At 62.9% G+C, this 26266-nt stretch carries 23 protein-coding genes; 13 read left to right on the forward strand and 10 right to left on the reverse strand.

All coding sequences use genetic code 11. The annotated features are described in order from the left end of the window. Positions 1-5: 5 nt before the first annotated feature. From FHX10_RS09370 to FHX10_RS09405, 8 genes are all read right to left on the reverse strand, one after another. Entirely contained in the window at positions 6-788 is a 783-nt protein-coding gene (locus FHX10_RS09370; protein ID WP_097622791.1) for an ABC transporter ATP-binding protein, read from the reverse strand. Beyond that, the gene (locus FHX10_RS09375) at positions 785-1573 is read right to left on the reverse strand and encodes an ABC transporter ATP-binding protein (RefSeq protein ID WP_097622792.1); all 789 of its coding nucleotides are present in this window, start codon (positions 1571-1573) and stop codon (positions 785-787) included. Before FHX10_RS09375 ends, FHX10_RS09370 begins: the two co-directional genes overlap by 4 nt. Next, positions 1570-2403, reverse strand: a complete 834-nt coding sequence (locus FHX10_RS09380) for an ABC transporter permease (protein WP_097622793.1) — start codon at positions 2401-2403, stop codon at positions 1570-1572. The genes FHX10_RS09375 and FHX10_RS09380 overlap by 4 nt, the downstream gene beginning before the upstream one ends. Beyond that, entirely contained in the window at positions 2400-3389 is a 990-nt protein-coding gene (locus FHX10_RS09385) for an ABC transporter permease (RefSeq protein ID WP_132573505.1), read from the reverse strand. The genes FHX10_RS09380 and FHX10_RS09385 overlap by 4 nt, the downstream gene beginning before the upstream one ends. A 40-nt stretch (positions 3390-3429) precedes the next feature. Next, complete coding sequence (locus tag FHX10_RS09390) at positions 3430-5040, reverse strand: ABC transporter substrate-binding protein (RefSeq protein ID WP_097622795.1); 1611 nt, start codon at positions 5038-5040, stop codon at positions 3430-3432. 123 nt (positions 5041-5163) lie between these two features. Then, entirely contained in the window at positions 5164-6561 is a 1398-nt protein-coding gene (locus FHX10_RS09395) for an LLM class flavin-dependent oxidoreductase (protein WP_132573503.1), read from the reverse strand. Positions 6562-6578: 17 nt separating this feature from the next. Continuing rightward, a complete protein-coding gene (locus FHX10_RS09400; RefSeq protein WP_097594792.1) occupies positions 6579-7640 on the reverse strand; it encodes an ABC transporter permease in 1062 nt (353 codons plus the stop codon). After that, on the reverse strand, positions 7637-9121 hold the full coding sequence (locus tag FHX10_RS09405; RefSeq protein ID WP_132573502.1) for a sugar ABC transporter ATP-binding protein: 1485 nt from the start codon (positions 9119-9121) through the stop codon (positions 7637-7639). Before FHX10_RS09405 ends, FHX10_RS09400 begins: the two co-directional genes overlap by 4 nt. Before the next feature lie 233 nt (positions 9122-9354). On the opposite strand from FHX10_RS09405, the gene FHX10_RS09410 reads away from it, so the two are divergent. Together FHX10_RS09410 and FHX10_RS09415 are read left to right on the forward strand one after the other, a co-directional pair. Further along, positions 9355-10401, forward strand: coding sequence for a substrate-binding domain-containing protein (locus tag FHX10_RS09410; protein WP_184389272.1), 1047 nt, complete (start codon positions 9355-9357; stop codon positions 10399-10401). A 78-nt stretch (positions 10402-10479) separates the two neighbouring features. After that, entirely contained in the window at positions 10480-11688 is a 1209-nt protein-coding gene (locus FHX10_RS09415; protein ID WP_132573498.1) for an acyl-CoA dehydrogenase family protein, read from the forward strand. A gap of 81 nt (positions 11689-11769) precedes the next feature. Here FHX10_RS09415 and FHX10_RS09420 read toward each other — a convergent pair whose 3' ends face one another. Next, positions 11770-12987, reverse strand: coding sequence for an SfnB family sulfur acquisition oxidoreductase (locus tag FHX10_RS09420; RefSeq protein WP_097622796.1), 1218 nt, complete (start codon positions 12985-12987; stop codon positions 11770-11772). Positions 12988-13310: 323 nt separating this feature from the next. Between FHX10_RS09420 and FHX10_RS09425 the strand changes: the two genes are divergently transcribed. After that, positions 13311-14645: an LLM class flavin-dependent oxidoreductase gene (locus FHX10_RS09425; protein ID WP_132573496.1), complete on the forward strand. Its 1335-nt coding sequence runs from the start codon at positions 13311-13313 to the stop codon at positions 14643-14645. A gap of 63 nt (positions 14646-14708) precedes the next feature. Here the strand turns inward: FHX10_RS09425 and FHX10_RS09430 are convergent, their stop codons facing one another. Next, the gene (locus tag FHX10_RS09430) at positions 14709-15752 is read right to left on the reverse strand and encodes a substrate-binding domain-containing protein (protein ID WP_127430075.1); all 1044 of its coding nucleotides are present in this window, start codon (positions 15750-15752) and stop codon (positions 14709-14711) included. 238 nt (positions 15753-15990) lie between these two features. On the opposite strand from FHX10_RS09430, the gene FHX10_RS09435 reads away from it, so the two are divergent. The 10 genes from FHX10_RS09435 to FHX10_RS09480 all read left to right on the forward strand — a co-directional run bounded on the left by FHX10_RS09435 (position 15991) and on the right by FHX10_RS09480 (position 26263). Further along, entirely contained in the window at positions 15991-17025 is a 1035-nt protein-coding gene (locus FHX10_RS09435; protein WP_097594786.1) for a Gfo/Idh/MocA family protein, read from the forward strand. 11 nt (positions 17026-17036) lie between these two features. After that, positions 17037-17939: a sugar phosphate isomerase/epimerase family protein gene (locus tag FHX10_RS09440; protein WP_047613133.1), complete on the forward strand. Its 903-nt coding sequence runs from the start codon at positions 17037-17039 to the stop codon at positions 17937-17939. A gap of 62 nt (positions 17940-18001) precedes the next feature. Continuing rightward, the gene (locus FHX10_RS09445) at positions 18002-19234 is read left to right on the forward strand and encodes a sugar ABC transporter substrate-binding protein (RefSeq protein WP_168332401.1); all 1233 of its coding nucleotides are present in this window, start codon (positions 18002-18004) and stop codon (positions 19232-19234) included. 175 nt (positions 19235-19409) lie between these two features. Continuing rightward, positions 19410-20312, forward strand: coding sequence for a carbohydrate ABC transporter permease (locus FHX10_RS09450; RefSeq protein WP_047613136.1), 903 nt, complete (start codon positions 19410-19412; stop codon positions 20310-20312). Beyond that, the gene (locus tag FHX10_RS09455) at positions 20309-21136 is read left to right on the forward strand and encodes a carbohydrate ABC transporter permease (protein ID WP_047613138.1); all 828 of its coding nucleotides are present in this window, start codon (positions 20309-20311) and stop codon (positions 21134-21136) included. The genes FHX10_RS09450 and FHX10_RS09455 overlap by 4 nt, the downstream gene beginning before the upstream one ends. After that, on the forward strand, positions 21133-22203 hold the full coding sequence (locus FHX10_RS09460; protein WP_063476115.1) for an ABC transporter ATP-binding protein: 1071 nt from the start codon (positions 21133-21135) through the stop codon (positions 22201-22203). The genes FHX10_RS09455 and FHX10_RS09460 overlap by 4 nt, the downstream gene beginning before the upstream one ends. A 226-nt stretch (positions 22204-22429) precedes the next feature. Further along, a complete protein-coding gene (locus FHX10_RS09465; protein WP_127430079.1) occupies positions 22430-23452 on the forward strand; it encodes a LacI family DNA-binding transcriptional regulator in 1023 nt (340 codons plus the stop codon). Between the two features lie 38 nt (positions 23453-23490). Continuing rightward, the gene (locus FHX10_RS09470; RefSeq protein ID WP_097544007.1) at positions 23491-24444 is read left to right on the forward strand and encodes a substrate-binding domain-containing protein; all 954 of its coding nucleotides are present in this window, start codon (positions 23491-23493) and stop codon (positions 24442-24444) included. Then, positions 24441-25262 (forward strand): ATP-binding cassette domain-containing protein, encoded by an 822-nt coding sequence (locus FHX10_RS09475; RefSeq protein ID WP_047613142.1) that lies wholly within the window; start codon positions 24441-24443, stop codon positions 25260-25262. The genes FHX10_RS09470 and FHX10_RS09475 overlap by 4 nt, the downstream gene beginning before the upstream one ends. Next, complete coding sequence (locus tag FHX10_RS09480) at positions 25259-26263, forward strand: ABC transporter permease (protein ID WP_132573490.1); 1005 nt, start codon at positions 25259-25261, stop codon at positions 26261-26263. The genes FHX10_RS09475 and FHX10_RS09480 overlap by 4 nt, the downstream gene beginning before the upstream one ends. Positions 26264-26266 lie beyond the last annotated feature (3 nt).

Genomic DNA, 26266 nt, shown 5'->3' on the forward strand with positions numbered 1-26266 from the left:
TTCCTTCAGCAGGGATCGGTCGCGAGACGGGGCACGGCGGCAACGAGCGCGCGAGCGGCATCGGATTGCGGCGCGGCAACGAGCGCCGCGGCCGGACCGGTCTCGACGATCCGCCCGCCATCCATGACGGCGATGCGGTGGGAAACGGCGCGGACCACGGCAAGATCGTGTGAAATGAACAGACAGGCAATGCCCTGTTCTTTCTGCAGATCGACCAGAAGTTCCAGGATCCTGCCGCGCACGGTGACGTCGAGGGCCGATACGGCTTCGTCCAGCACCAGCAGCGAGGGCCGTGCCGCAATCGCCCGGGCGATCGCCACGCGCTGCCGCTGGCCACCGGACAGCGCGCGGACCGGCCGGCCGGCATAGTCGGCGGGCAGGCCGACACGCTCGAGAAGCATGGCGATCTCGCCGGGGCGCCGGTCTTTCGCGACGACGCCGTGGATGCGAAGCGGATCGTCGAGCACGGCGCCAACGCTCGCCAGCGGATTGAAGACTGCGAGCGGGTCCTGGAACACAATCTGCATGCGCGCCCGCCGGCGGCGCAACGACGCACCGTTCAGGGCAAGCCAATCCACCCCCTCGAAGCGGATCGACCCGGCATCGGCGCTGAGAAGCCGCAGCAGGATGCGCGACAGCGTCGATTTCCCACTGCCGGAGGCCCCGACGAGACCGAGCGTTTCCCCAGGCGCGATCGTCAGCGACACATTGTCGAGGGCGGCAACTTGGCGCGCGCCGGAAGAAAACCCTTTCGACAGGTTTTCGACGGAAAGCAGCACATCGTTCATGGCTGCACCTCCGTGATCAGCGGCGGCGTCGCGAGGTCGCGATGGCTGGCGATCAGGGCGGCGGTGTAGTCGCTTTTCGGCGCCGAAAGCACGGAACGGACGGGGCCAGCCTCGACCAGCCTCGCATTGCGGAAGACGGCGATGCGGTCGACGAAACCGGAGGCAAGCGCGATGTCGTGGGTGATGAACAGCAGCGTCATGCCGTCCTCGCGCACCAACCCGTCGAGCAGACGGACAATCTCGGCCTGGACGACCACGTCGAGCGCGCTGGTCGCCTCGTCGGCGATCAGCAGCGCAGGCCTCGCAGCGATGGCTGCGGCGATCGCCACGCGCTGGCGCTGGCCGCCGGAAAGCTGATGCGGAAAGGCCCGCATGGTCTTTTCAGGCTGCGGTATCCGCACCCGTCCGAGCAATTCCTCAGCTCTGACATAGGCTTGTTTCCAGCTGAGACCGAGATGGCGCCTGGCGCCCTCGGCGACCTGCTCTCCGATCGTCAGCACGGGATTGAGACTGGAGCCGGGATCCTGGAAGACGACACCGAAATCGCGTCCCGGGCGGGGCGCATGGCCTAGTCCGGGCCAGAGCATCTCGCCGCCGACCCTCGCACCCTCCGGCAGCAGGCCGGCTAGCGCGCGGGCGAGTGTGCTCTTGCCGGAGCCGCTTTCGCCGATGATTGCCAGTCTTTCGCCGGCGACGATATCGAGATCGATACCGTCGAGCGCGGCCGCGACACCGCGCCCATAGGTGACCGAAAGCTGTCGCAGGCTGCAGAAAATACCGCTCATGCCGCCCCCACGTCATTATCGCCGAGCGCCTGGCCGAGACCCTCGCTAAAGAGATGGACGCCGAGCACGGTCACGGCGAGGGCAGCGCCCGGTATGATCGAGAGATAGGATGCCGAACGCAGTACGCTGCGGCCCTCGGCAATCATCGAACCCCAGGTGGCGATATTGGGATTGCCGAGGCCAAGGAAGGACAGCGCTGCCTCGGTGAGAACAGCACCGGCGACGATGGTGGCGGAAAGCGCCAGCACCGGCGGCAGCGCGTTCGGCAGGATTTCCCGAAAGGCGATTTCGGCCGGATGCATGCCGATCACCCTTGCCGAGGCGACATAATCCTGCTCGCGGATCGCAAGCACCTGCGCTCGCGTCAGCCGTGCCGGATCGGCCCACGTCCCGAGTGCGATGGCAAGGACGATAATGGGCGTCGACACCCCGATGGTGCTGACGAAGGCAAGGGCGAGGAGAAAAGCCGGCACGATCTGGAAGGCGTCGACCACCCGCATCAGCGCCTCGTCAATGAGCCCGCCGGCAAAACCGGCTACCATGCCGACACAGAGCCCCAGCACCATGGCTGAAAACGCCGCCGCCAGGCCGACGGCAAGCGACGTCCGCGCGCCATAGAGCAGCCCCGCCAGGACGTCGCGACCGAGACGGTCGGTGCCGAGCGGAAAAGCCGGATCGGTGAACGGCGCCAGCAACGCGCGGCCGGCGATCCTCAGCGGATCGCCCGGCGAAACGACGGGAGCGAGCAGCCCGGCCAAAAGGAGGATGAGAAGGATCGCCAGTCCGGCCGCACCTTCCGGTGTGCGCAGCAGGCGCCGCAGCCAGTTCATACGCCGCCCTCCGATGCGCCGATGCGCGGATCGAGCGCGGCATAGACGAGATCGACGAGGAAATTGACCGATATGACGAGGACGGCACTGGTGACGACGATGCCCATCAACAGCGGCGCGTCGCGGCCGTTGACCGCCTCCTGCGCCAGCCGGCCGAAACCGGGGATCGCAAAGACACTCTCGATCACCACGCTGCCGCCGAGCATGGCCGCCGATTGCAGCCCGAGCATGGTGACGAGCGGCAGCAGCGCATTGCGCGCCACGTGACGCAGCACGATACGGCTGCGCGACAGGCCCTTGGCGCGGGCGAAGAGCACGAAATCGAGCTTCCAGGCCTCGGCCATACCGCTGCGCATCACCCGCAGGAACAAGGCGAGATAGATCAGCGCGAGCGCGCCCACCGGCAGAACCAAATGATCAGCAATGTCGAGCGCGCGGGCAAATCCCGTCTTGCCGGAAGCGATTGTTTCCACGCCGGCGATCGGAAACCAACGCAGCTTCACCGAGAAAACGATACTGAGAACCAGGCCGAGCCAGAAACTCGGAATGGCATAGACGATCAGTGAGCCGATCGACAGCATCCGATCTCGCACGCTACCCGGCCGCGCCCCGGCAAGGATGCCGAGCGCCGAGCCGATACCAAAGGAGAGTGCCGTCGCGCTGCCCATCAGCAGCAGCGTATTGGGCAGGCGCTCTGTGATGAGCACGCCGACTGGCCGGTTGAAGGCGACCGACCAGCCGAGATCGAACCGCGCCAGCGAGGAAAGGTAGAGCCAGAGGCGCGCAAACATCGACTGGTCGAGGCCGTAGCTCTCGCGCAGCGACTGCCTCAGTGCGGCATCGCCGCCGCCGATCGAACCGAGATAGGCGTCGACGGCATCGCCCGAGGCGGATTCGAGCAGGAAAAAGGTGAAGATCACCACGATCAGCAGCACCGGAATGCTGCTGATTGCCCTGCGCCTCAGGAGGATGATGGCTCGTTTCACGCCGGACAGGGCCTCTGGAAGAGAATTGCTGCCGATCCTATCACGATTGCAGCGCGGTATCGCCCCAGTTCGAGACCGCCCAGCGCGGATTGTCCGCAACATTGAGCACGGTGTCGCGCGCGACGGTGATGAACCCCCATTCCACCACGTTGATCAGCGGCAGATCGGCGACGACGAGCTGCTGAAACTTGCGGTAGAGATCCGTGCGCGCCGCCGTGTCGACCGTCTCGGAGGCCTGTTTGATGATCTTGTCGAGCTCCGGATTGACGTAGCCGCCCTGGTTGGAGAAGGGCACGCCGGCTGGCGTCCCGGACTGAACGAGAATCGTGGTGGAGATCGCCGGATCGCCGCGGAAGACCGGCGGGCCGACGGCAAGGTCGAAGTCGTGATCGGTATAAACAGCCTTCTGGTGCGCGGCCGCATCGGCATTAACGATCTCGGCATCGATGCCGATGACGGCGAGCGCTTGGCGAAGGTAATCGCCGAACTGGCGGGTCTCGTTGAAATAGGGTGCGGGGCGCAGCTTCAGCGAGAAACGGTTACCATCAGGCCCTTGTTTGTAACCCGCCTTGTCGAGAATATCGTTGGCGGCGGCGGGGTCGAACGCATAGGTCGCGACATCGGATGTATAGAATTCCGGCGCATTCTTCGGCACCGGGCCGGTCGCAGCGGCGGCGTAACCGAGGAAGATGGTGTCGACCACGAATTTCTTGTCGATCGCCTGGGCGATCGCCTGACGGACCCGGAGATCGGCCAGTTCCTTGCGGCGGTGATTGATCTCGACGACGAGCTGGTAGGTCAAAGCCTCGTAGCCTTTGGAGATCACCTTGATGCCCTCGACCTTGGAGATGCGGTCGAGATCGGCAAGCGGCACCGCCGAAAAGGCGGCAAGCTGGATTTCGTCAGCCTCGAGTGCGGCACCCGCAGCCTCGCGATCGGGCAGCACGCGGAAGACGATCTCGTCGAGTTTCGGCTGCTCCTTGTCCCAGTAACTCTCATTGCGCACCAGCCGGTAATATTCGCCGGATTTGTGTTCGGCGAACTTGAACGGCCCGGTACCGACAAGCGTGGTGTTAGCCGGATTGGTGGCAATATCGGTACCGTCGAAGATGTGTTTGGCGACGACGCTGGTGACGACAGGCAGGGCGTTGCGGATGAGCTGGAACGGCGTCGGCTTGGAGAAGCGGAAGATGGCGGTGTAGTCATCGGGCGTATCGACGGCTTCGAGATTGGCGAAGACCAGGCGGCCGAGATTCTGCAGCGGCTTCCAGATGTTGAGCGCCGAGAAGGCGACATCGACCGAGGTGAACGGCTTGCCGTCGTGCCAGGTCACGCCGTCGCGCAGCTTGAAGGTGACGGAGAGGCCGTCGGCCGACCCCTCCCAGGAGGTGGCGAGACGCGGCGCAAGCCCGTCCTTGCCGTCGAACGAGGCTTCGGCAAGCGGCTCGATCACCTTGCTCGCAACGAAGAAGACGCCGTTGGAGGCGACGATCGCCGGATTGAGGTTCTTCGGTTCGGAATCGGCCGCAACGATCAGCCGGCCACCGGCAGGCGCCGCCTGCGCCAGCGCCTGGCGAGCGAGCGTCGTCGAAGCGAGGAGCAGGGCGGTGCCCTTCATCAGTGTGCGCCGCGAGATAGATGGTACGGTCATGACCCCTCCTGATCGATCGAATTTCAAGCGCCCATATTCAGGGTGAAACGCCGATTGTCATAGAGGTTAAATTCTAAACCTCGGACACCGCGAGACATTTTTTGTCACCCCGCCATTATTCACTCAGCCACTGGCGGCGACGCGGGTGGGCTCGCCGAAGAGATTGCGATAGGCAGCCCCGGGATGCGGCGCAACGAGCCGCGGCCCCGCTCCCCCGAGTTTTTCCCGCAGCGTTCCCTTGGCATAGTCGGTCTTGTAGACGCGGCGCTTTTGCAGTTCCGGCACCAGCAGATCGACGGCATCCTCGAAACTCTCGGGTGTCACGGCATAGGCGAGGTTGAAGCCGTCGACATCGGTGTCCTCGACCCATTCCTGCATCAGATCGGCAACCGTCTGCGGCGAGCCGACGAAGACCGGGCCGAAACCGCCGACGCCGACCCAATCGGCCATTTCGCGCACCGTCCATTCCTTGGTGGGATCGATGGTGGTGAAGGTCTCGACAGCCGATTGCACCGCATTGGTATGGCGGTGCCGCAACACTTCGTCCGGCCCGAACTGGCCGAAATCGATGCCGGTCCAGCCGGAGATTAGCGTTAGCGCGCCCTCGAAGGAGGCATATTTGCGGTATTCGTTGAATTTCCGCTGTGCCTCCGCATCCGTTTCACCGAGGATCACGGTCTGCAGGTTGAAAGCAAGGATTTCGCGCGGGTTGCGGCCGACGCGTTCGGCCGCCTCGCGGACATTGGCGACATAGCGCTTCAGCACCGCCTTCGACGGTGAAGCGACGAAGATGCATTCGGCATGGGCGCCGGCGAAATCCTTGCCGCGGCTGGAGGCGCCGGCCTGGTAGAGCACCGGTGTGCGCTGTGGCGAGGGTTCGCTCAAGTGAATGCCGGGCACGTTGAAATGCCTGCCGGAATGGCGGATCGGGTGGACCTTGTCCGGATGGGTGAAGATGCCGGTTTCGCGGTCGCGCACGACAGCGCCATCCTCCCAGCTTCCCTCCCAGAGCTTGTAGCAGACTTCCAGATATTCCTCGGCAAGATCGTAGCGGTCATCGTGCTTCGTCTGCGCCGGCTGGCCGATATTGAGCGCGCCGCTGTTGAGGTAGGAGGTGACGATATTCCAGCCGACGCGCCCCTTGGTCAGGTGGTCGAGCGTCGAGATGCGGCGGGCGAAGGTGTAGGGATGCTCGAAGGAGAGCGACGCCGTCAGGCCGAAGCCGAGATGTTCGGTCGCGTAGGCCATAGTCGGGATGAGCTGCAACGGGTCGTTGACCGGCACCTGCGCCGAATGGCGAAGGGCGGCATCGACATTGCCGTTCAGCACATCATAGACGCCGAGCACGTCGGCGATGAACAGCCCGTCGAACTTGCCGCGTTCCAGCGTCTTGGCCAGATGCACCCAGTAGTCGAGATCCTTGTAGGTCCAGGACTTGTCGCGCGGATGGCGCCAGAGCCCCGGCGACTGGTGTCCGACGCAATTCATGTCGAAGGCGTTGAGCCTGATTTCGCGGGTCATGTCTTTCTTCCTTGGAATTAGGGATTGCTGCGGCCAAGGCCGTAGGTCAGCGCTAAGGCTCCGACGAGCACGGCGCCCTTGACGAAATCCTGGGTGTAATAAGGGGCGTTCAGCATGGTGAGACCGTTCAGCAGCACCCCGACGAAGACGGCGCCGGCAATGGTGCCGAGCACGTTCGGGCGGCGCAGATTGAGGACGGCAAAACCGATCAGCGCGGCGGCGACGGAATCCATCAGCAACGAGCCGCCGGAGGAGACATCGCCACGCCCGACGCGGGCGGCGATGACGATGCCGCCCAGCGCCGCCAGCGTGCCCGAAATCACATAGGCGAGCGTCTTCAGCCGGACTGTGGACGCGCCGGCAAGCCGGGTCGCGACCTCGTTGCCACCGGTCGCAAACAGCAGCCGGCCGATGCGGGTGCGTTCGGTGAGAATGAAAAGCGCGACGGCGACCACCGCCATCAGTACCACGGCAACCGGCAGGGTGCCGAGGATGCTGTAGCGGCCGATCAGAAGAAAGGCCGGGTCGTAGGCGCCGGTCGCCTTCGAACCGTCGGGCAGGGTGAGGCCCGCCGAAATCGACCGGCCGGCGGTCGGGATCAGTTGCAGACCGGAAAGCAGGAACATCATCGCCAGCGTCGCCAGGAGATCCGGCACCTTCAGGCGCACGATCAGGAAGGCGTTGACGAGACCGATCAGGGCGCCGAAGGCGAGCACCAGCGGTACCGTCACATAGGCATCGAGATGCCAGACGATCATCGCATAACTCGCCGCCATCACGCTCGATGCGGCGACCGCGCCGATCGACAGGTCGAAACCGCCGACGGCCAGCGTCACGGTGACGCCGGCGCCGAGAATGGCGACGACGGACACTGCCTGCAGAATACTCATCAGATTGGCGATATTGATGAAGGCGGGCTCGGCGATGGTGAAGCCGATGACGAGAGCCGTAAGCAGGATGAACACCGCACCCGCCCGGAGGAACGCCCCGAAGGCGGCAAGACGACCATTATCGGCTTGCGGTGATGCCTTCGGCCGGGCGCTTGCCTGCGGAAGAGTGTCGTCGTCGATCGTCGTCATGCGGATATTCCCTGGATTACGGAGGCAAAAGCGGCCCCGTGTGCCGCGGGCCTCAACACGTGGCGGTCGATGACGAGGATGCGGTCGGCCACTTCATAGGCCTCCTCCGGGTCGGAGGTCGCGATCAGCGTCGCCCGGTCGGTGCGGGCGCGGATTGCCCGGATGATGTCATGACGGGCGCCGACGTCGACACCCTGGAAGGGTTCGTCGAGCAGTAGCAGCCGGCTCGGTTCAGCCTCCCAGCGGGCGATCACCGCCTTCTGCTGGTTGCCGCCGGAGAGCGACCAGATCGAGGCGAGGGGACCGGCGGCCTTGATGCCGAGACGGACGATCGCCTGCTCGGCCTCGCGTCGTTCACGGCCACCGACCAGGAAACCGCGCGGATACCATTTGCCAAGATGCGGCAGGCTGATCGTCGCCGACAGCGAATGGCCGGGCCACGCCGGCGGCATCAGCGATGAACGGTGCCGGTCTTCGGCCGCCATCGCCACACCGGCGGCGATCGCTTCGGCCGGGCTTTTCGGCCGGTAAGGCCGGCCGTCGAGGAACATCGCGCCGCGCTCAAGCGCCGTCACGCCGAAGATCGCCTGGAGCAACCGGCTCTTGCCGGCGCCGAGCACGCCGGTAATCGCCACCACCTCGCCCTCATGCAAGGACAGATCGAAGGGCTCAGCTTCGGGGAGCAGGCTGATGTCGCGCATCTCGAAAATCGCCGGACCGGTCGCAGGCCGCGCATCCGGCCGGGCCGCATCCAGTCGGCGGCCGATCATCGTCTCGATGGCGCTCGAAAAATCGATCGGCCGCGAGAAGGTGCCGACGACGCGACCGCCGCGCATGACGAGCGCACGGTCGGCGATGGCTTCGAGATCGGCGGTGCGGTGCGAGATATAAAGGATCGCCAGGCCGCGCTTGCGCAGGCTGAGAAGAATATCGAAGAGGCGGCGGCTTTCCTCTCCGGAAAGGCTCGCCGTCGGCTCGTCGAGGATGAGCAGATCGGCGCGGTTGGCAAGCGCCCGGGCGATCGCCACCAGTTGCCGGTCGGCGCTGCCGAGGTCGCCGAAATCACGATCGAGCGGCAGGCTGATGCCGGCGGCATCGAGCATTGCCTGCGCGGCGCGGCGGATGCCGGCGCGCGAGACGAAGAAGGGTGTGCTGCGATCGGCGAACCGGTTGAGCAGCAGGGCATCGGCAACGCTCAGGCCAGCCGCGCCGACGAGATCAGTCGATTGATGCACCGTGACGACGCCGGCCTTTGCCGCGTCGGCCGGGCTGCGCGGCGCAAAGGGGCGGCCATCGAAACTGACCGTGCCGCCATCGGCCGGAAGGACGCCGGAGAGGATCTTTACCAGCGTCGATTTGCCCGCACCGTTGGCACCCATCAGCGCCACGATCTCACCGCGCTCCATCGACAGATCAGCACCGGCAAGTGCCCGCGTCGACCCGAAACTGCGGGTGATGTTTTCAATGTGAAGAAGCGGCATCGATCATGTCCGGGACTGCATTTGTATCAGGAGTGTGCCCCGTCCGGGTGGTCGAACTCCAGGCACGCCTTTCCCTCACAAACTGTCCTCGGGAAACAAAGAATCTCCCCCAGCCCGGAAAATCGGATCATTTACTCTACTAAAAACATAGAGATTATATCTAAATAATCCGATGCGTCGCGGGGCTCCGAACCCGTCAGACGACGCTTCCGATTGCTAGAAGGAACGCGACGATGAAATCCCTCGCACGGCTCGCACTGTCTGCCGCCGTCATTCCGTTCATTTTCATTCAAGGCGCAAAAGCCGACGGCCTGTCCGGCGCTCCGGCCCCCTTTGATAAGGGCGGGGTCAAGGTGGCTTTGATCAGCTACATCTCGGCCGGCGATTTCTTCCAGGCCTACCAGGCCGGTGCGGAAGCCCAGGCCAAGGCGCTGGATATCGACCTGCGCGTCTTCCCCGGCCGGCAGGACGCCGCCGAGCAGCGCGAGCAGATCCTGCAGGCGATCAATCTCGGCGTCTCCGGCATCGTCATCGACCACGGCCTTCCGGAATCGCTCGGCGACGTCGTGCGGCAGGCGCTCGACAAGGGCATCAAGGTCGTGGCCTTCGACGTCAACCTCAACAACCCCAACATCCCGCAGGTGGAACAGAGCGATCACGAGCTCGCCTCGCTGGCGCTCGAACAGGTGGTGAAGGACAACGGCAAAGACTTCAACGCCGGTTATGTCTATGTCGCGGGTTTTGCGCCGCTCGACCGCCGCAATGAGGTCTGGGACAAGTTCAAGTCGGAGAATAAGGGCGTGGTCGAAAAGGCCCGTTTCGGCAATGTCAGCGACACGACGGCGACCTCGACCGCCGACCAGGCGAAGGCCGCGCTCACCGCCAATCCCGATATATCGGTCGTTTTTGCCCCCTATGATGAATTCGCCCGCGGTGTGAAGCTCGCCGCCAACGATCTCGGCATTTCAGCTAAGCTGAAGATCTATTCGGCCGACGTCTCGACCGCCGATATCCAGGAAATCACCGAGGAAGGCAGCCCCTGGGTTGCGACCGTCGCGACCAATCCGGCCGTCGTCGGCGCCGTCTCCATCCGTGCCGCTGCACTCGAGATCGCCGGTCAGACGGTTCCCCATCAGATTACCGTGAAGCCGACGCTTCTGACGCAGGAGAGCCTGCGGGCGGCCGGCGTCAAGACGATCGAGGAACTGGCTGCGAAGGTCCCGGCCTTCAGCACGAGCGATGCGGCAACCGCGAGCTGGATTCCGGACAAGCTTTTCTGAGGAGGTCACCCTCGATCCTTCCGGCGGGAGCTTGACGCTCCCGCCGGATCATCTTTTTGGAGAATTGGAGTCCCGCCCATGAGCCAGTCCAATGTCGTCTTCGCGGTGAACCGCAATCCGACGCGAGAAGACCTCTTTGCCCGTGCCGAGGAGATCTCTGCCGACCTTTCCCGGCGCGCCGCAGACCTCGACCGTGAAGGCCGTCCGCCGCTCGCCGAGATCGTCAAATTGAAGAATGCCGGGCTGCTCAATGCGTTGCATCCCACCCAAATCGGTGGCGGCGGCCTCGACTGGGTCGATGGACTGAGGCTGGTGCGCATTCTCGCCCGCGGCGAAAGCTCGATCGGTCAGCTGCTCGGCTACCACTATGTCAACAGCCAGTATATCTATTGGGCCCTCGATGCCGCCCGTGCCCATGCGCTGGGCAGCGATACCGTCGCCAGGAACCTCTATTGGGGTGCGGCGGTCAATCCGCGCGATCCCGGGCTGGTGCTGACTCGTCGTGGCAACGGCTATGTGCTGAACGGACGCAAATCCTTCTCCACGGCGGCACGGGTCTCCGACTACATCAACGCCAATGCCACGCTCGACGACAAGATCGCCGGCTTCGCCGTGCCGACCAATCGCCCCGGCTATGTCGCCAATGACGACTGGGACAATATCGGCCAGCGCCTGTCCGACAGCGGCAGCGTCGAGTTCCGCGACTTCCCGGTCTACGAGGAGGATTTCGTCGGTGCGCCGGCTGCCCCCGACGCAGCGCCGCCTGTATTGTCGACCTTCAACACGCCGTTCATCCAGCTGGTCTTCGTCAACTTTTATCTCGGCACCGCCGAAGGCGCGCTGCAGGCGGCCGTCGATTACGTCAGAACCACCACCCGGCCGTGGATCACGTCAGGCGTCGAGCGGGCGGCCGACGATCCCTATATCCTCGAACGCGTCGGCGAATTCACCGCGGCGCTGAAGGCCTCGGCAGCCCTTGCCGACCATGCGGCGTCAGCCGTGCAGGCGGGTCTTGCCCGTGGCAGCGACGTGACGGCGCGCGAGCGCGGCGAGGCGGCGGCGGAAGCTTATACCGCCAAGGTGCACGCCACCCATGTCGCGCTCGACATCACCTCGCGCGTCTTCGAGCTGACCGGCGCCCGCTCGACGGCAGACAAATACCGTTTCGACCGGTTCTGGCGCAATGTCCGTACCCACACGCTGCACGACCCGGTCTTCTACAAGGCGAAAGAAGTCGGTGAATTCGTGCTGAACGACCGGATACCGGAGGTCAGCCTCTATAGCTGAGGCGGCCACGGCTTCATCGACAATGAAAAACCCCACTGGCGGCAGCGGCGGTGGGGTTTTAGTTTGAAAGCGACGAAGGCTTCAGAGCGCACCGTTCTTCGGCGGCGTCACGCCGTTCAGATGGTAGTTGCCGACGACATGGTATTTCCAGCGCACGGGATCGTGCAGCGTATGGGTGCGGGCATTGCGCCAATGGCGGTCGAGATTGAGACCTGTTTGTACCGACGAGGTTCCGGCAAGCTCGAAGAGCGTATTCGCCGCCTCGATCGCCACCTCTGTTGTCAGCACCTTGGCGGCGGCAACCGCAAGTGTGGCCTCAACCACCTTTTCCTCGGTCGTCTCGACCTGCGCGGCATCGACCTTGTGGCCAGCGCGCTCGACAAGAGCGGTTGCGGCTTCCAGCCGGATGGCGATCTGGCCGACCTTGGCGATCGTCAGCGGGTCGTCGGAAGCGCGATCGAGGCCGCTATCCATCCACGGGCGGGATTTCGTCCTGACGAAATCAAGCGTTTCGGCAAAGGCCGCCCGCGCGATCCCGAGATCGACACCGGCATGGATGATCTGGCCGACGGAACCGATCGTCGTCGGCCGCTCGAAACCCTTGTGATGGAAGACCACGGAATCGGCGCTGACATAGACATTGTCGAGGATCGTCGTGCCGCTGCCGGTGGTGCGCTGGCCGAAGCCGTCCCAGTCGTCGACGATCTCGACGCCTTCGGTGCCCTTCGGCACGAAGGCCATGGTCAGACGATCCTCCGGATCGAGCGCGAAAACGGTGACCCAGTCGGCGAAGAGAACGCCGGTCGAATAGAATTTGCGGCCGTTGATCCGGTAGCCCGGACCATCGCGGGTGATGCGCGTGTTGTAATGGCCGACCGTCTTGGTGCCGCGCTCGGAAAGCGCATTGCCGAAACGATCGCCGGCCAGCACACGGCCGAAGAAATAGCGCTGCTGCTCCTCACCGCCATCGGTTCTAAGCGCCTCAAGAATATAGAAATGGTTCTGCGGGATCTGGCCGATCGAACCATCCGCCTCCGACAGGATCGCAGTGATCTCGGCAAGCACGGCGTTGGAGACGTCGAGCCCGCCATATTGCGCAGGCACGGTGATCGCGAGCAGACCGGACTGGGCGAGAAGATCGAGTTCGGTAAACGGCAGGATCCGGTCGGCATCGCGCTCGGCGGCGCGCGCGGCAAATTGCGCCGCCAGTCTGCGGGCGGTGGCGATCGCTTCCTCGTCGCTGCCGATACGGGCGGCCACGGGCCGGATCTGATCTGTTGACCTCAGCACTGTGTTCATCGATGTCTCCAATTCTGACGAGCCTATCGGTGAAAGAAATCGAGCGTCGAGATAAGAGCACAAATTCTATAGAAGCCATCGAAAATGAAAAGTGTTTGCTTATCAGTCTCCAACCGCCGCGATTAGGGTTTGCGTTCTGCACCGGCGCGGCCAAGGTAGCTTGGCAAGCGATAAAATTCCCACCCGGAATTGCCGCTCCCGGTCTCGATTTGATTTCGGCGACTTCCTACGTAACCGATATCCCGCTGCGTCGCCGCGACGGTTGCAGAAAGAACGCCCAATGCGGGGCAGGCGACCGCCTTGCCCGATCCATGAGGAAAGTCATGACCCCACGGCAGTTGCGCCTCGGCGCCTTCATGCGTCCCGTCAGCCTGCACACCGGCGCGTGGCGCTATCCCGGTTCCTATCCCGACGCCAATTTCAATTTCGCCCATCTGAAGTCCTTCGCGCAGGCGCTGGAACGGGCGAAATTCGACGCCTTCTTCATGGCCGATCACCTTGCCGTGCTCAACATGCCTGTGGAGGCGCTGAGGCGCAGCCACACCGTGACCTCCTTCGAGCCCTTCACGCTGCTATCGGCGCTGGCGGCGGTGACGGAGCGTATCGGCCTTGTCGCCACCGCTTCCACCACTTTCGACGAGCCCTATCACATCGCTCGTCGCTTCGCCTCGCTCGACCATATCAGTGGCGGCCGCGCCGGCTGGAATATCGTCACGACGTCCAACCCCGACGCCGCGCTCAATTTCGGCCTGGACGAACATGTGGAGCATGGCGAACGTTATCACCGTGCGCGGGAATTCTACGATGTCGTGACCGGGCTGTGGGACAGTTTCGCCGACGATGCCTTCATCCGCGACCGGGAGAGCGGCCAGTTCTTCGATCCGGAAAAGATGCATGTGCTCGCCCACAAAGGCGAGGAACTCAGCGTCCGCGGGCCGCTCAATATCGCCCGGCCGCCGCAGGGCTGGCCCGTCATCGTCCAGGCCGGCCAGTCCGATCCCGGCCGCCAGCTTGCCGCCGAGACCGCCGAGATGGTCTTCTGTTCGCCGCGCGATCTTGCCGCCGGCAAGGCGCTCTATGCCGACATCAAGTCCCGCATGGAAGCCATCGGCCGCAAGCGCGACCATCTGAAGATCCTGCCCGCCGCCTTCGTCATCGTCGGCGACAGCATCGAGGAGGCGCGCGCCAAACGCGCCACGCTCGACAGTCTGGTGCATTACGACAGCGCCATCGCCTCGCTTTCGATCGCGCTCGGTCACGACGCTTCGGGCTTCGATCCCGATGCGCCGCTGCCGACCGATATTCCCGACACCAATGCCAGCAAGACCGGCCGCGCTCAGGTGCTGAAGCTTGCGGCGGAGGAAAATCTGACCGTGCGTCAGCTGGCGCAGCGCTATGGCGGCTATGCCGGCCTTGCCTTCGTCGGCACCCCGGCCGGTATCGCCGACGAGATGGAACGCTGGCTCGACGAGCAAGGTTCGGACGGCTTCAACGTCGTCTTCCCCTATCTGCCGCAGGGTCTCCTCGACGTCACCGAACGGCTGGTTCCCGAGCTGCAGCGCCGCGGTCTGTTCCGCAGCGAATACGAAGGCACGACACTGCGCGAACATCTCGGATTGCCGCGGCCGGAAAACCGGTTCTTCCCTGCTGGCACATGAGGCGTCGCCGCCGCTGGAATGGACGAACCTCGCTTCCGCTTTCCGGAAGCGAGCCGATAGCGCTCAGGCCATGACCCCGACCTGAAACGCATCGCTCTCACCCATTATCAGTTCGAGGGGCCAGACGATGTTGCGGCTCTCGTTCGGATAGAATTCCCTATAGGCCTGCATGTTGGCGAGAAGCATCCGGCCGAGCGCGACGCCGAGATCGTAGAGCGAGATACGGAAGCAACTGAGCGACGGCTGCAAGAACCGTGCACGAGGAGCGTCGCGGAAGCCGATCACCGCAAGATCGCGGCCGGGCATGACACCTGATTCCATCAGGCGGCGGTAAAGGCCGATCGCCATCAGCTCATAGATCAGGATCACCGCCGTCGGCCGTTCTTCGAGCAGCAGCAGTTCATGGGCCGCCTGGTAACCACCCCGTTCGCTCGACTTGACGCGGATGACGAGTGCCGGGTTGAATGCGATACCGTGTCGTTCGAGTGCGCGGCGATAACTTTCGACAAAGAGATAACCGAGATTGGCTTCGCTCGACGGCGCGGTGATCGCGATCCGACGATGCCCCAGCGCGACCAGCCGCTCGACGGCATGGTCGGCCACGCCCTCGAAATCGAGATCGATCCATGGAAAATCGCCGGCCGAAAGGCTGCGGCCGAGCGCCACGAAGGGGATCTTCGCCCGCGACAGAAAGTCGATGCGCCGGTCGACGCGCTGCGTGTCCGCGATGATCATCGCATCGACGATGCGCCGTGCCACCATCCGCTTCAGATATTCGTGCGGGTCCTCGTCGCTCGGGCAGGGCAGCATCACGAGGTCGAGCTTGTGGCGGGCAAAGACGCTCTGCAGGCCGCTGGTGACGCCAAGGAAGAAGTTGTCGGCATTCTCGACCGTCTCCTTGCTGGATTCGATCATCAACCCGATGACCTTCGTCTCTCCCTGACGCAGGCTCCGCCCAGACTGGTTGGCGACATAGCCGAGTTCCTCGGCCGCAGCCAGCACGCGCCGGCGGGTTTCCTCGTTGACATCGGGCTTGCCGTTCAGGGCGCGCGAGACCGTGCCGATCGAAATATCCAGGTGGTCGGCGAGCTGGCGAATCCCTTTCATCGGTGGCGATTTTCCCCAGAGCATGATGCCGAAAAGTGTGCGCGGTTTTCGGACGACATCATGCTCTGTTTCTTTGGTTTAGATCAGGATTCAGATTTTAGGCCGACCCGGCCTAAAATCATCCGGATCAATTTGGCATCTGACCTCTATTGACACGGCAAAAAGTTTCCGCATACAGTCGTAAACGTTTACGGAGTGCGTGTCACTAGGAGTTGGCGCCATTCCCTCGGAGGAAATCGTGAAATTCAGTGCCATTCTGTGCGGGTGCGGAGCTATGTCCAAAGGTTGGTTGCGTGCGATCGCTTCCAACCCTCTGCTGGCCGATGCCATCACCATTGTCGGCCTCGTCGACCTGAACCGGAAGACGGCGGAAACGCTTGCCGCGGAGTTCGGCCTCGAGGACGCCGTCATCGGTTCGGACCTGGCTGACGTCATCGCCGCCACCAAGGCCGATCTGGTCTTCGACATCGTCATTCCGTCGGCTCGATACGACGTCGTCTCGACGGCGCTGAAGGCCGGCTGCCATGTGCTCAGCGAAAAGCCGATGGCCGCTTCGCTTGCCGAGGGCGCTGCGCTGATCGATCTTGCCGCCGAGACCGGGCGCATCCACGCTGTCATCCAGAACCGCCGCTTCATATCGGGGGTCCGGCGTCTTCGCCGTTTCGTCGACAGCGGCGCGATCGGCGACCTTACCGGCATCCATTGCGACTTCTTCATCGCGCCGCATTTCGGCGGCTTTCGCGAAGAGATGGACAACGTCCTGCTTCTCGACATGGCGATCCACACTTTCGATGCGGCGCGCTACGTCGCCGATAGGAAGCCGCTCGCCGTCTATTGCGTCGAGCGCAATCCAAAGGGTTCGTGGTATCGGCACGGCGCCTCGGCCAACGCCATTTTCGAATTTTCCGACGACATCGTCTTCACCTATCGCGGCTCCTGGTGCGCCGAGGGCGAGCGAACCAGCTGGGAAAGCCAGTGGCGCCTCGTCGGCTCGAAGGGAATGCTCACCTGGGATGGCGAAGAGAATTTCAAGGCGGCCGTTGCCGGCGAAGAGCCCGGCCTTCTGCATGGCTTTGCAGCCGTAAACGTTCCCGGTCCGGAACACGATGAAGAAACCCATGGCCACGCCAGCGTCATCGCCGATTTCATCGCGGCGATCAGCACCGGCAAGCAGCCCGAGACGGTCAATTCCGACAATATCAGAAGCCTTGCCATGGTCTTCGGCGCAATCGAAAGCGCCAAGACCGGCAAGCGCGTCGAAATTTCAGCATAGGATGACATGACGTGAGCAACCCTGCAAAATCCATTCGCATCGGCACCATGGTCAGCGGCAACAAGGGCGATGCCGCAAGCCGCATCGGCGATATCGCCGATATGGGCTTCGAAAGCTTCGAACCCTTCTTCTGGCAAACGACCAAGGGCCAGGACCTTGCCGAACTCGGCAAGCGTTGCCTCGATGCGATCGGCGACCGCGACATCACCATCTCGACGCTCGGCATGTTCGGCAATCCGCTTGAGGAAACCGAAATCGACCTCGAAACGCTGCAGGGCTGGAAGGATTGCATCGACAATGCCCATCACTTCGGCGCCACCTGCGTTGCCGGCTTCACCGGCCGCATCCGCGGCAAACCGCTGACCGACAGCCTGCCGCGCTACAAGCAGATCTGGAGCGAGCTTGCCAAGCGCGCCGCCGACAAGGGCATCAAGATCGCCTTCGAAAACTGCGCCATGGACGGCAATTGGGCGACCGGCGACTGGAACATCGCCCACAATCCCGATGCGTGGGAACTGATCTTCAACGAGACCCCTGATGATAATATCGGCCTGGAATGGGAACCGTGCCATCAGATGGTCTATCTGATCGACCCCTTGCCGCAGATCCGCAAATGGGCGCACAAGTTCTTCCATGTCCACGGCAAGGACGCGACCATCCGCTGGGAGGTCATCAAGGAACACGGCATCTTCGGCAAGGAGAAGTTCGTCTTCATGCGCACGCCGGGCTTCGGCGACAGCAACTGGACCGACATCATTTCCGAGCTGCGCCTGGCCGGCTGGTCGGGCTCGATCGACATCGAGGGCTGGCACGACCCTGTCTATCGCGACGCGCTTGAAATGACCGGCCAGGTCTATGCGCTCAACCACCTCAAGCATGCCCGGGGCGGCGAATTCGTCGTCGATCCGGCCTGATGATATCGTTTCCGGCAAGGAGGAATTGCCGGACACGGGGATAACCACAAAGGAGGAGAACCATGGCTATCCGCAAATATGCAATTCTGGCAGCGCTTGCCCTTGCAGGCGTCTCGCTGTTCGGTCTTTCGGCCAAGGCCGAAGACGTCACGCTGACGCTCTGGTCGCTTGACAAGGACACCCAGCCGGCGCCGAACCTCGTCAAGGAGTTCAACGCCCAGAACAACGGCATCAAGATCGAATACCGGCTGATCCAGTTCGACGACGTCGTCACCGAGGCGATGCGCGCCTATGCCACCGGCCAGGCGCCCGATATCATCGCCGTCGACAATCCCGAGCATGCGCTGTTCTCGTCGCGCGGCGCCTTCCTCGATCTTACCGACATGATCGCGAAGTCGACCGTCATCAAGCCGGAGAATTATTTCCCCGGACCGCTGAAATCGGTCGAGTGGGACGGCAAGTATTTTGGCGTGCCGAAGGCGACCAACACGATCGCGCTTTACTACAATAAGGATATGTTCAAGGCGAAGGGCCTCGATCCGGCGAAGCCGCCGCAGACCTGGGACGAGCTGGTCGAGGATGCGCGCAAGCTGACCGACCCCGCCAAGAACGTCTACGGTCTCGCCTTCTCGGCCAAGGCCAACGAGGAGGGCACCTTCCAGTTCCTTCCCTGGGCCCAGATGGGCGGCGGCAGCTATGAGCACATCAATGCCGACGGCGCGGTGAAGGCGCTGGAGATCTGGAAGACGATCATGGACGAGAAGCTCGCTTCTCCCGATACGCTGACGCGCGGTCAGTGGGATTCGACCGGAACCTTCAATTCAGGCAATGCGGCCATGGCGATCTCCGGTCCGTGGGAGCTCGACCGCATGACGCAGGAAGCGAAATTCGATTGGGGCGTCACCCTGCTTCCGGTTCCGAAGGAAGGGGCCGAACGCTCTTCGGCCATGGGCGATTTCAACTGGGCGATCTTTGCCACCAGCAAACATCCGGCCGAAGCCTTCAAGGCGCTCGAATATTTCGCCTCGCAGGACGACAAGATGTTCAAGAACTTCGGCCAGCTTCCGGCCCGGTCCGACATCTCGATCCCCGAAAGCGGCCAACCGCTGAAGGATGCGGCCCTCAAGGTTTTCCTCGAACAGCTGAAATACGCCAAGCCGCGCGGTCCGCATCCGCAATGGCCGAAGATCTCCAAGGCGATCCAGGACGCCATCCAGGCGGCATTGACCGGCCAGATGAGCCCGAAGGACGCCCTCGACCAGGCCGCCGACAAGATTAAGGCAGTACTAGGCTGATCATTGGCTGCGAGCGAGCCGCTTGCTCCCTCTTCTCCCCGGCGGGGAGAAGAGGGACCGGAAGCAACGCGTCTTTTAACCGGATGAGCCTCGGTTCATCTCATCATTTCCTCCCGGCAGGGGCCGTCTTCCGCATCATGCGCCAGGCGGCCCCGTTCGGAGTATCGGAGGACCCATGAAAAGGATCCTGATGAGCGTCAGGGACGGTCGCGGTTTCGATATCGTGCTGGTCGCTTTCCCGCTCGGCTTTCTGTTCCTGATGGCGGGGCTGCCGCTGATCTACAATGTCGTGATGAGCTTCCAGGAGGTCGACATGTTCAGCCTCGGGACCTTCTCGCGTCCTTTCGTCGGCTTCAAGAACTATACTGACCTCTTCGCGCAACCGGAAACGCTGCCGATCCTCTACAACACCGTCATCTTCGTCACCGGCTCCATCGCCGGCCAGTTCCTGATCGGCTTCGGGCTGGCGCTGTTCTTCTGGGTCAATTTCCCCGGCGCCTCATGGATGCGCGGACTGTTCCTTGTCTCCTGGGTGATGCCCGGCCTCGTCGTCGGCGCCATCTGGAACTGGATTCTCTCGGGCGATTTCGGCGTGCTGAACTTCATCCTCAGGGAAAGCGGCATCATCTCCGGCAACATCTTCTGGCGCTCGGACCCGCATTATTCGCTCTATGCCGTCATCATCGCCAATATCTGGCTCGGCACCTCCTTCAACATGATCCTGTTGTCCGTCGGTCTCGCCGGCATTCCCGCCGATCTCTACGAAGCGGCCGAACTCGACGGCGCCAATATCTGGCAGCGCTTCTGGACGATCACGCTGCCGATGATGCGCTCGACCATCGGCGCGATCATCGCGCTCGGTCTGATCTTCACCCTGCAGCAGTTCGATCTCTTCGCCGCGATCACCTCGGGCGGGCCGAACAACTCTTCGAACGTCACACAATACTGGGCCTGGGATCTCTCCTTCCGACAATACGACTTCGCCAAGGGTGCGACGATCTCCGTCATCATGATTGTCTTCGTCATGTTCGCCTCCGTCGTCTATGTCCGGTCCACACGCCACGAGGTGCGCGGATGAATACGACCAACCGCGACCGCCTGATGCTCGCCATATCGGTCGTCATGGCGGCGATCTATCTCTTCCCGCTCTACTGGATGTACATCACCGCGCTGAAAAGCGGCTCGGAGATGTTCGCGACGCCGCCGAGCTTCTGGCCGGCCGCTCCGCAATGGGCCACCTATGCCTATGTCTGGGAAAGCCGTGACATGGGCCGCTATCTCTGGAATTCCCTGGTGATCGCACTCGGCTCCATGGCGCTCATCACCCTGCTCGGGGTCGGCTGCGCCTATGTGCTCGCCAGATACCGCAATGTCTGGGTGGATATCGGCCTGTTCCTCATCCTCATGCTGCAGGTCTTGCCGGCCTCGCTGATGATCACGCCGATCTTCGTCGGCTTTTCGCAGATCGGCATGCTGGACTATCCAAGGCTTGCCGTCATCATCGCGGTCGCGGCAAAGAGCATGCCCTTCTTCGTCATCCTGGTGCGCGCCACCTTCATGAGCGTTCCCCAGGAGCTCGAGGAGGCGGCCCTCGTCGACGGCAATTCACGTGTCGGCGCTTTCTTCAACATCGTCCTGCCGCTTGCCCGCAACGGCATCCTGGTCAGCGCCATCCTGATCTTCATGCAGGCCTTCGGCGAATTCGTCTATTCGAAGTCGATGATCCAGGCGGTCGAGCTTCAGCCGGCAAGCGTCGGCCTCAATTCCTTCATGGGGCCGAACACCAACGAGTGGAACAACATCATGGCCTACGCCACGATGTATGTGACGCCGATCCTCGCCATCTTCGTTCTCTTGCAGCGCCGCATCGTATCCGGCCTCACCTCTGGAGCCCTCAAATGACCACGCAGATCGAGCTCAGAGGCGTCAACAAATATTACGGCGCCTTCCATGCCCTGAAGAATATCGACCTTTCGATCGCCAAGGGCACCTTCGTCGCGCTCGTCGGCCCGTCGGGCTGCGGCAAGTCCACGCTGCTGCGCTCGCTTGCGGGCCTCGAAAGCATTTCGACGGGCGATCTGAGGATCGCCGGCGAGTTGATGAACGGCGTGCCGCCGCGCAAGCGCGATGTCGCCATGGTCTTCCAGTCCTATGCGCTCTATCCGCATATGACGGTCGAGGAGAACCTGACCTACAGTCTGCGCATCCGCGGCATCGCCAAGGCAGAGGCCAAGAAAGCCGCCGAGGACGTGGCGGCGACGACAGGTCTTTCACATCTGCTGAAGCGCTATCCGCGTGAGCTTTCCGGCGGTCAGCGCCAGCGTGTTGCCATGAGCCGGGCCATCATCCGCCATCCCAAGGCCTTCCTGTTCGACGAGCCGCTGTCCAACCTCGATGCTGCGCTGCGCGTCCACATGCGCAAGGAAATCCGGTCGCTGCACGACCGGCTGCACGCAACCTTTGTCTACGTCACGCACGACCAGGTCGAAGCGATGACGATGGCCGACCATGTGGTGGTGATGCGCGACGGCATCATCGAACAGCAGGGCGCGCCGCTCGATCTCTACGACCGGCCGGCGAACCGCTTCGTCGCCGGTTTCATCGGTTCGCCGGCGATGAATTTCATTCCCGCGATCGCTGCAGAAGACGGCAGGAACCTGATCCTGGATTTTGGCGCGGTGAAGCAAAAGCTTGCGATATCCCGCGCCATCGAACCTGGCCGCAAGCTCATCGCCGGCATCCGCCCGGAGCATATCGGCGTCGTCGCGCCCGGGCAGGGCAGTTTCGATATACCGATCGCCTTCGTCGAATCGACAGGCTCCTCGACCTTCATCGTCGCGGAGACCCAGCCGGAGCTGACGATCGTCGAAACGCGGCGCGACAGGGTCAAGGCGGGAGACACGATCGGCGTGTCGGTCGATCCGGATCAGATCCATCTCTTCGACGCCTCGACGGACCGTGCCATATAAGGGCAACGGCCTGTCGGCTGTAATTGTCATAAAATCGAACCGGGCACCACCGGCGCCCGGTTGCGCGACAAGCTCGACCCGACGATTGCCAACGAGGATCGCCGGTCGAGCTTCCATCGGTTTATAAGAAAACAGATCCCGCACAGTCATTGCTGTTGACAACAGCGAACATTCGATATTGTCTTGTAAAGCGTTTTACTAAACCGCTTTACAATAGGTCCAGTCAATGGCCAAGGGAACGACCCCAAGCTTGAAGGATGTTGCGGCCGCCGCCGGCGTGTCGGTCACCACGGTGTCCCGTTTCGTCAACGGAAGCCTCGATCTTCCCTTTCAGACGAAGAAGCGCATCGAGGATGCGATCCAGACGCTGAACTACCGGCCGAACCCGCATGCGCGCCGCTTAAGCAGGGGCCGCTCCGACACGATCGGCCTTGTCGTGCCCGATATCGCCAATCCCTTCTTCTCGACCCTTGTCGCCGCTGTAGAGCAGGCGGCCGATGAAAGGAAACTCGCCGTCTCGCTGCATGCCACCCTCAATCGGCCGGGGCGCGAAATCGAATATCTGCAGCTGATCGAGCGCAATCACGTCGACGGCTTGATCTTCATCACCAACCATCCGGATGACGGTGCGCTGGCCGCCCTCATCAACGGCACCGGCAAGGTCATCATCGTCGACGAGGACATTCCCGATTCGAAGGCGCCGAAGCTGTTCTGCGACAACGAGCAGGGCGGTTATCTCGCTGGCCTGCATCTGGCCGAGCAGGGTCATCGCCATGTCCTCTTCATTGGCGGCGACGAGCGCATGATCAGCGCCCGCAGGCGTTATGGCGGCCTGCTGAAGGCGCTCAAGGAGCGGCATGGCGGCGAGGCCCGGGCCGACCGCTATGCCGGCGAATATACGATCGAATACGGCCGGGCGGCGGCGGTCGACTATCTCGCCGGAGACCGAAAAGCGACGGCGATCTTCGCCAGCTCCGACGAGATCGCCATCGGGCTGGTCGAGGTCTTCAGAAGCCAGGGCGTCTCGATCCCTGATGACATCTCGGTCATCGGCTTCGACGATGTCGGCCCGCTTCATCTCTTTGCGCCACCGCTGACGGCCATCCGCCAGCCGGTGCGCCAGATCGGCCGGCGGTCGCTGGAGCTGCTTCTGGAAACCAATTGGCACGAGTGGAAACCATCCGCTTCGGAGGAACTGGTGCCTGTCGAAATCGTGGTGCGGAACTCCGTTGCGCCGCCTGCGAAATAACGATCAGCAACGTCAAAAAACCAAAAGAGGATGAGAACATGACATTGAATTTGACGAGACGAACGATGATCGCAGCCGCCGGCTTCACGGCATTGACCTTTATCGGCCTGTCCAGCGCCGCGGCACAGGAAAAGAAGACCATCGCATTGGTGCAGATCAACCAGCAGGCGCTTTTCTTCAATCAGATGAATGAGGGCGCCCAGAAGGCGGCCGACGCCGCCGGCGTCAAACTGGTGATCTTCAACGCCAATAACGAGACAACAGCGCAGAACAGCGCCATCGAAACCTACGTCCAGGAAAAGGTCTCCGGCCTTGCCGTCGTGGCGATCGACGTCAACGGCATCATGCCGGCGGTCAAGCAGGCCGCCGATGCTGGCATTCCGGTCGTCGCCATCGACGCGATCCTGCCTGATGGTCCGCAGAAGGCGCAGATCGGTGTGGACAATGCCGCAGCCGGCGCCGACATGGGCAAATACTTCCTCGACTACGTCAAGGCGAACATGGGCGGCAAGGCCAAGCTCGGCGTCGTCGGCGCGCTGAACTCGTTCATTCAGAACATCCGCCAGGAGGGCTTCGAGAAGACCCTGAAAGGCGTCGACGGCATCGAAATGGCCGGCGTCGTCGACGGCCAGAACATCCAGGACAACGCTCTTGCGGCGGCCGAAAACCTGATCACTGCCAATCCTGACCTGACCGCGATCTACGCCACTGGCGAACCGGCCCTGATGGGAGCGATCGCCGCCGTCCAGAGCCAGGGCAAGCAGGACAAGATCAAGGTATTCGGCTGGGATCTGACTGCCGAAGCCATTGCCGGCATCGATGCCGGCTTCGTCGTCGCGGTCGTCCAGCAGGATCCGGCCGCAATGGGCGGTGCCGCCGTCGACGCGCTCGTCAAGGCTTCGGCCGGCGAAGCCGTCACCAAGACGATCTCTGTGCCGATCACCATCGTGACCAAGGAGAATGTCGAGCCGTATCGGGCCGTCTTCAAATGATCGAAAGCGGACAGCGTGACATCGCTGCCGCCGGTTCCGGAGGGGTCGCATCCTCCGGAACCGGAACATCCGGCGGCCCCCGATCCGACCCGCGCATCTCGCTGCGCGGCATCCGCAAGTCCTTCGGCTCGCACCAGGCCCTGCGCGGCGTCGATCTCGATATCTTCCCCGGCGAATGCCTGGGGCTTGTCGGCGATAACGCCGCCGGCAAGTCGACGCTGACGAAAATCATCTCGGGAACCTATATTCCCGATGCCGGCACCATCACCATGGAAGGCGAAGAGGTTCGCTTCTCCGGTCCCGCGGATGCGCGCGGCAGAAACATCGAAATGGTGTTCCAGGATCTCAGCCTCTGCGACCATATCGATGTCGTCGGCAATCTCTTCCTCGGCCGCGAACTCAGCCGCGGGCCGTTTCTCGACACCAGGACGATGCTGTCGGAAGCCCGCAAGATGCTGGATTCGCTTGAGATCCGTATCCCGAGACTGACCGGCAAGGTCGCCCAGCTCTCCGGCGGACAGCGTCAGGCGATCGCCATCGCACGCGCCGCCTCCTTCAAGCCGAAGGTGCTGATCATGGACGAGCCGACGTCAGCGCTTGCCGTCGCCGAGGTCGAGGCGGTTCTGGCCCTGATCAACCGCGTCAAGGCGAACGGGGTCTCGGTGATCCTCATCACCCACCGGCTGCAGGACCTCTTCCGGGTCTGCGACCGCATTGCGGTGATGTACGAGGGCACGAAGGTGGCCGAACGGCAGATCGGCAGCACCAACCTTGAGGATCTCGTTCATTTGATCGTCGGTGAAGGAGCCAGGCAATGACGGCTTATACGGAACGCGGCCATGGTTCGCGCGTCGCCGATTTCTTCGGCGAACATGCTCAGGTCCTGTCGATCGCCATCTTCTTCCTGGCCTGCATGATCTTCTTCTCGATCGGCAGTGAAACCTTCTTCACGCTCGGCAACATCCTGAACATCGTCCGGCAGGCGGCACCCATCCTGATCGTCGCCATCGCCATGACCTTCGTCATCATCACCGGCGGCATCGATCTCTCGGTCGGCTCGCAGGTCGCCCTCGTCAATGCGGTCGCGGCGATCGTCATGGCGATGGGGATACCCTGGCCATCCGTCGTCATCGGCATGCTCATGCTCGGCGCCTTCATGGGATTGGTCCAGGGCTGGTTCACCGCCTATCAGGGCATTCCAGCCTTCATCGTGACGCTCGCTGGCCTCTCGATCCTGCGCGGCCTGGCGCTCTATCTGACCCAGGGCTATTCCATCCCGATCAAGGACGCGCCGGGCTTCTTCGCGCTCGGCCGGGGCGAAATCCTCAGCTTCCCGATCCCGGCCATCATCGCCGTCATCATCGCCATTCTCGGCTATGTCGTCATCACCGCGACCAAATACGGCCGGCAGGTCGTGGCGGTCGGTTCCAACATGGAGGCGGCGCGGCGTGTCGGCATGCCCGCCAAATGGATCATCGCCTCGGTCTATATCATCTCCGGCGTCGCCTGCGCGGTCGCCGGCCTGCTGATTGCCGCCCGGCTCGGTTCCGGATCGTCCAATGCCGCTGTCGGTTTCGAGCTGCAGGTGATCGCTGCCGTGGTGCTCGGCGGAACGTCACTGATGGGCGGACGCGGCACCATCCTCGGCACCGTACTCGGCACGCTGACCATCGCCGTCATCGGCAACGGCCTGATCCTGATGCACATATCGCCGTTCTTCACCCAGATCGTTACCGGTGCCATCATCCTCGTCGCCATCTGGCTGAACACGCGCATCTTCACGGCCAATTTCCATTTCGGAATGCGCAGGAAAGGATGAGGC

The organism is Rhizobium sp. BK591 (genome assembly GCF_014195045.1).
GTDB classification, from domain to species: Bacteria; Pseudomonadota; Alphaproteobacteria; order Rhizobiales; family Rhizobiaceae; genus Rhizobium; species Rhizobium anhuiense.

Bases quoted from the DNA above. Each gene is read 5' to 3' on its own strand.
- FHX10_RS09370 (WP_097622791.1), bottom strand. From the start codon at position 788: ATGAACGATGTGCTGCTTTCCGTCGAAAACCTGTCGAAAGGGTTTTCT.
- FHX10_RS09375 (WP_097622792.1), bottom strand. From the start codon at position 1,573: ATGAGCGGTATTTTCTGCAGCCTGCGACAGCTTTCGGTCACCTATGGG.
- FHX10_RS09380 (WP_097622793.1), bottom strand. From the start codon at position 2,403: ATGAACTGGCTGCGGCGCCTGCTGCGCACACCGGAAGGTGCGGCCGGA.
- FHX10_RS09390 (WP_097622795.1), bottom strand. From the start codon at position 5,040: ATGACCGTACCATCTATCTCGCGGCGCACACTGATGAAGGGCACCGCC.
- FHX10_RS09395 (WP_132573503.1), bottom strand. From the start codon at position 6,561: ATGACCCGCGAAATCAGGCTCAACGCCTTCGACATGAATTGCGTCGGA.
- FHX10_RS09400 (WP_097594792.1), bottom strand. From the start codon at position 7,640: ATGACGACGATCGACGACGACACTCTTCCGCAGGCAAGCGCCCGGCCG.
- FHX10_RS09405 (WP_132573502.1), bottom strand. From the start codon at position 9,121: ATGCCGCTTCTTCACATTGAAAACATCACCCGCAGTTTCGGGTCGACG.
- FHX10_RS09410 (WP_184389272.1), top strand. From the start codon at position 9,355: ATGAAATCCCTCGCACGGCTCGCACTGTCTGCCGCCGTCATTCCGTTC.
- FHX10_RS09415 (WP_132573498.1), top strand. From the start codon at position 10,480: ATGAGCCAGTCCAATGTCGTCTTCGCGGTGAACCGCAATCCGACGCGA.
- FHX10_RS09420 (WP_097622796.1), bottom strand. From the start codon at position 12,987: ATGAACACAGTGCTGAGGTCAACAGATCAGATCCGGCCCGTGGCCGCC.
- FHX10_RS09425 (WP_132573496.1), top strand. From the start codon at position 13,311: ATGACCCCACGGCAGTTGCGCCTCGGCGCCTTCATGCGTCCCGTCAGC.
- FHX10_RS09430 (WP_127430075.1), bottom strand. From the start codon at position 15,752: ATGAAAGGGATTCGCCAGCTCGCCGACCACCTGGATATTTCGATCGGC.
- FHX10_RS09445 (WP_168332401.1), top strand. From the start codon at position 18,002: ATGGCTATCCGCAAATATGCAATTCTGGCAGCGCTTGCCCTTGCAGGC.
- FHX10_RS09450 (WP_047613136.1), top strand. From the start codon at position 19,410: ATGAAAAGGATCCTGATGAGCGTCAGGGACGGTCGCGGTTTCGATATC.
- FHX10_RS09455 (WP_047613138.1), top strand. From the start codon at position 20,309: ATGAATACGACCAACCGCGACCGCCTGATGCTCGCCATATCGGTCGTC.
- FHX10_RS09460 (WP_063476115.1), top strand. From the start codon at position 21,133: ATGACCACGCAGATCGAGCTCAGAGGCGTCAACAAATATTACGGCGCC.
- FHX10_RS09465 (WP_127430079.1), top strand. From the start codon at position 22,430: ATGGCCAAGGGAACGACCCCAAGCTTGAAGGATGTTGCGGCCGCCGCC.
- FHX10_RS09470 (WP_097544007.1), top strand. From the start codon at position 23,491: ATGACATTGAATTTGACGAGACGAACGATGATCGCAGCCGCCGGCTTC.
- FHX10_RS09475 (WP_047613142.1), top strand. From the start codon at position 24,441: ATGATCGAAAGCGGACAGCGTGACATCGCTGCCGCCGGTTCCGGAGGG.
- FHX10_RS09480 (WP_132573490.1), top strand. From the start codon at position 25,259: ATGACGGCTTATACGGAACGCGGCCATGGTTCGCGCGTCGCCGATTTC.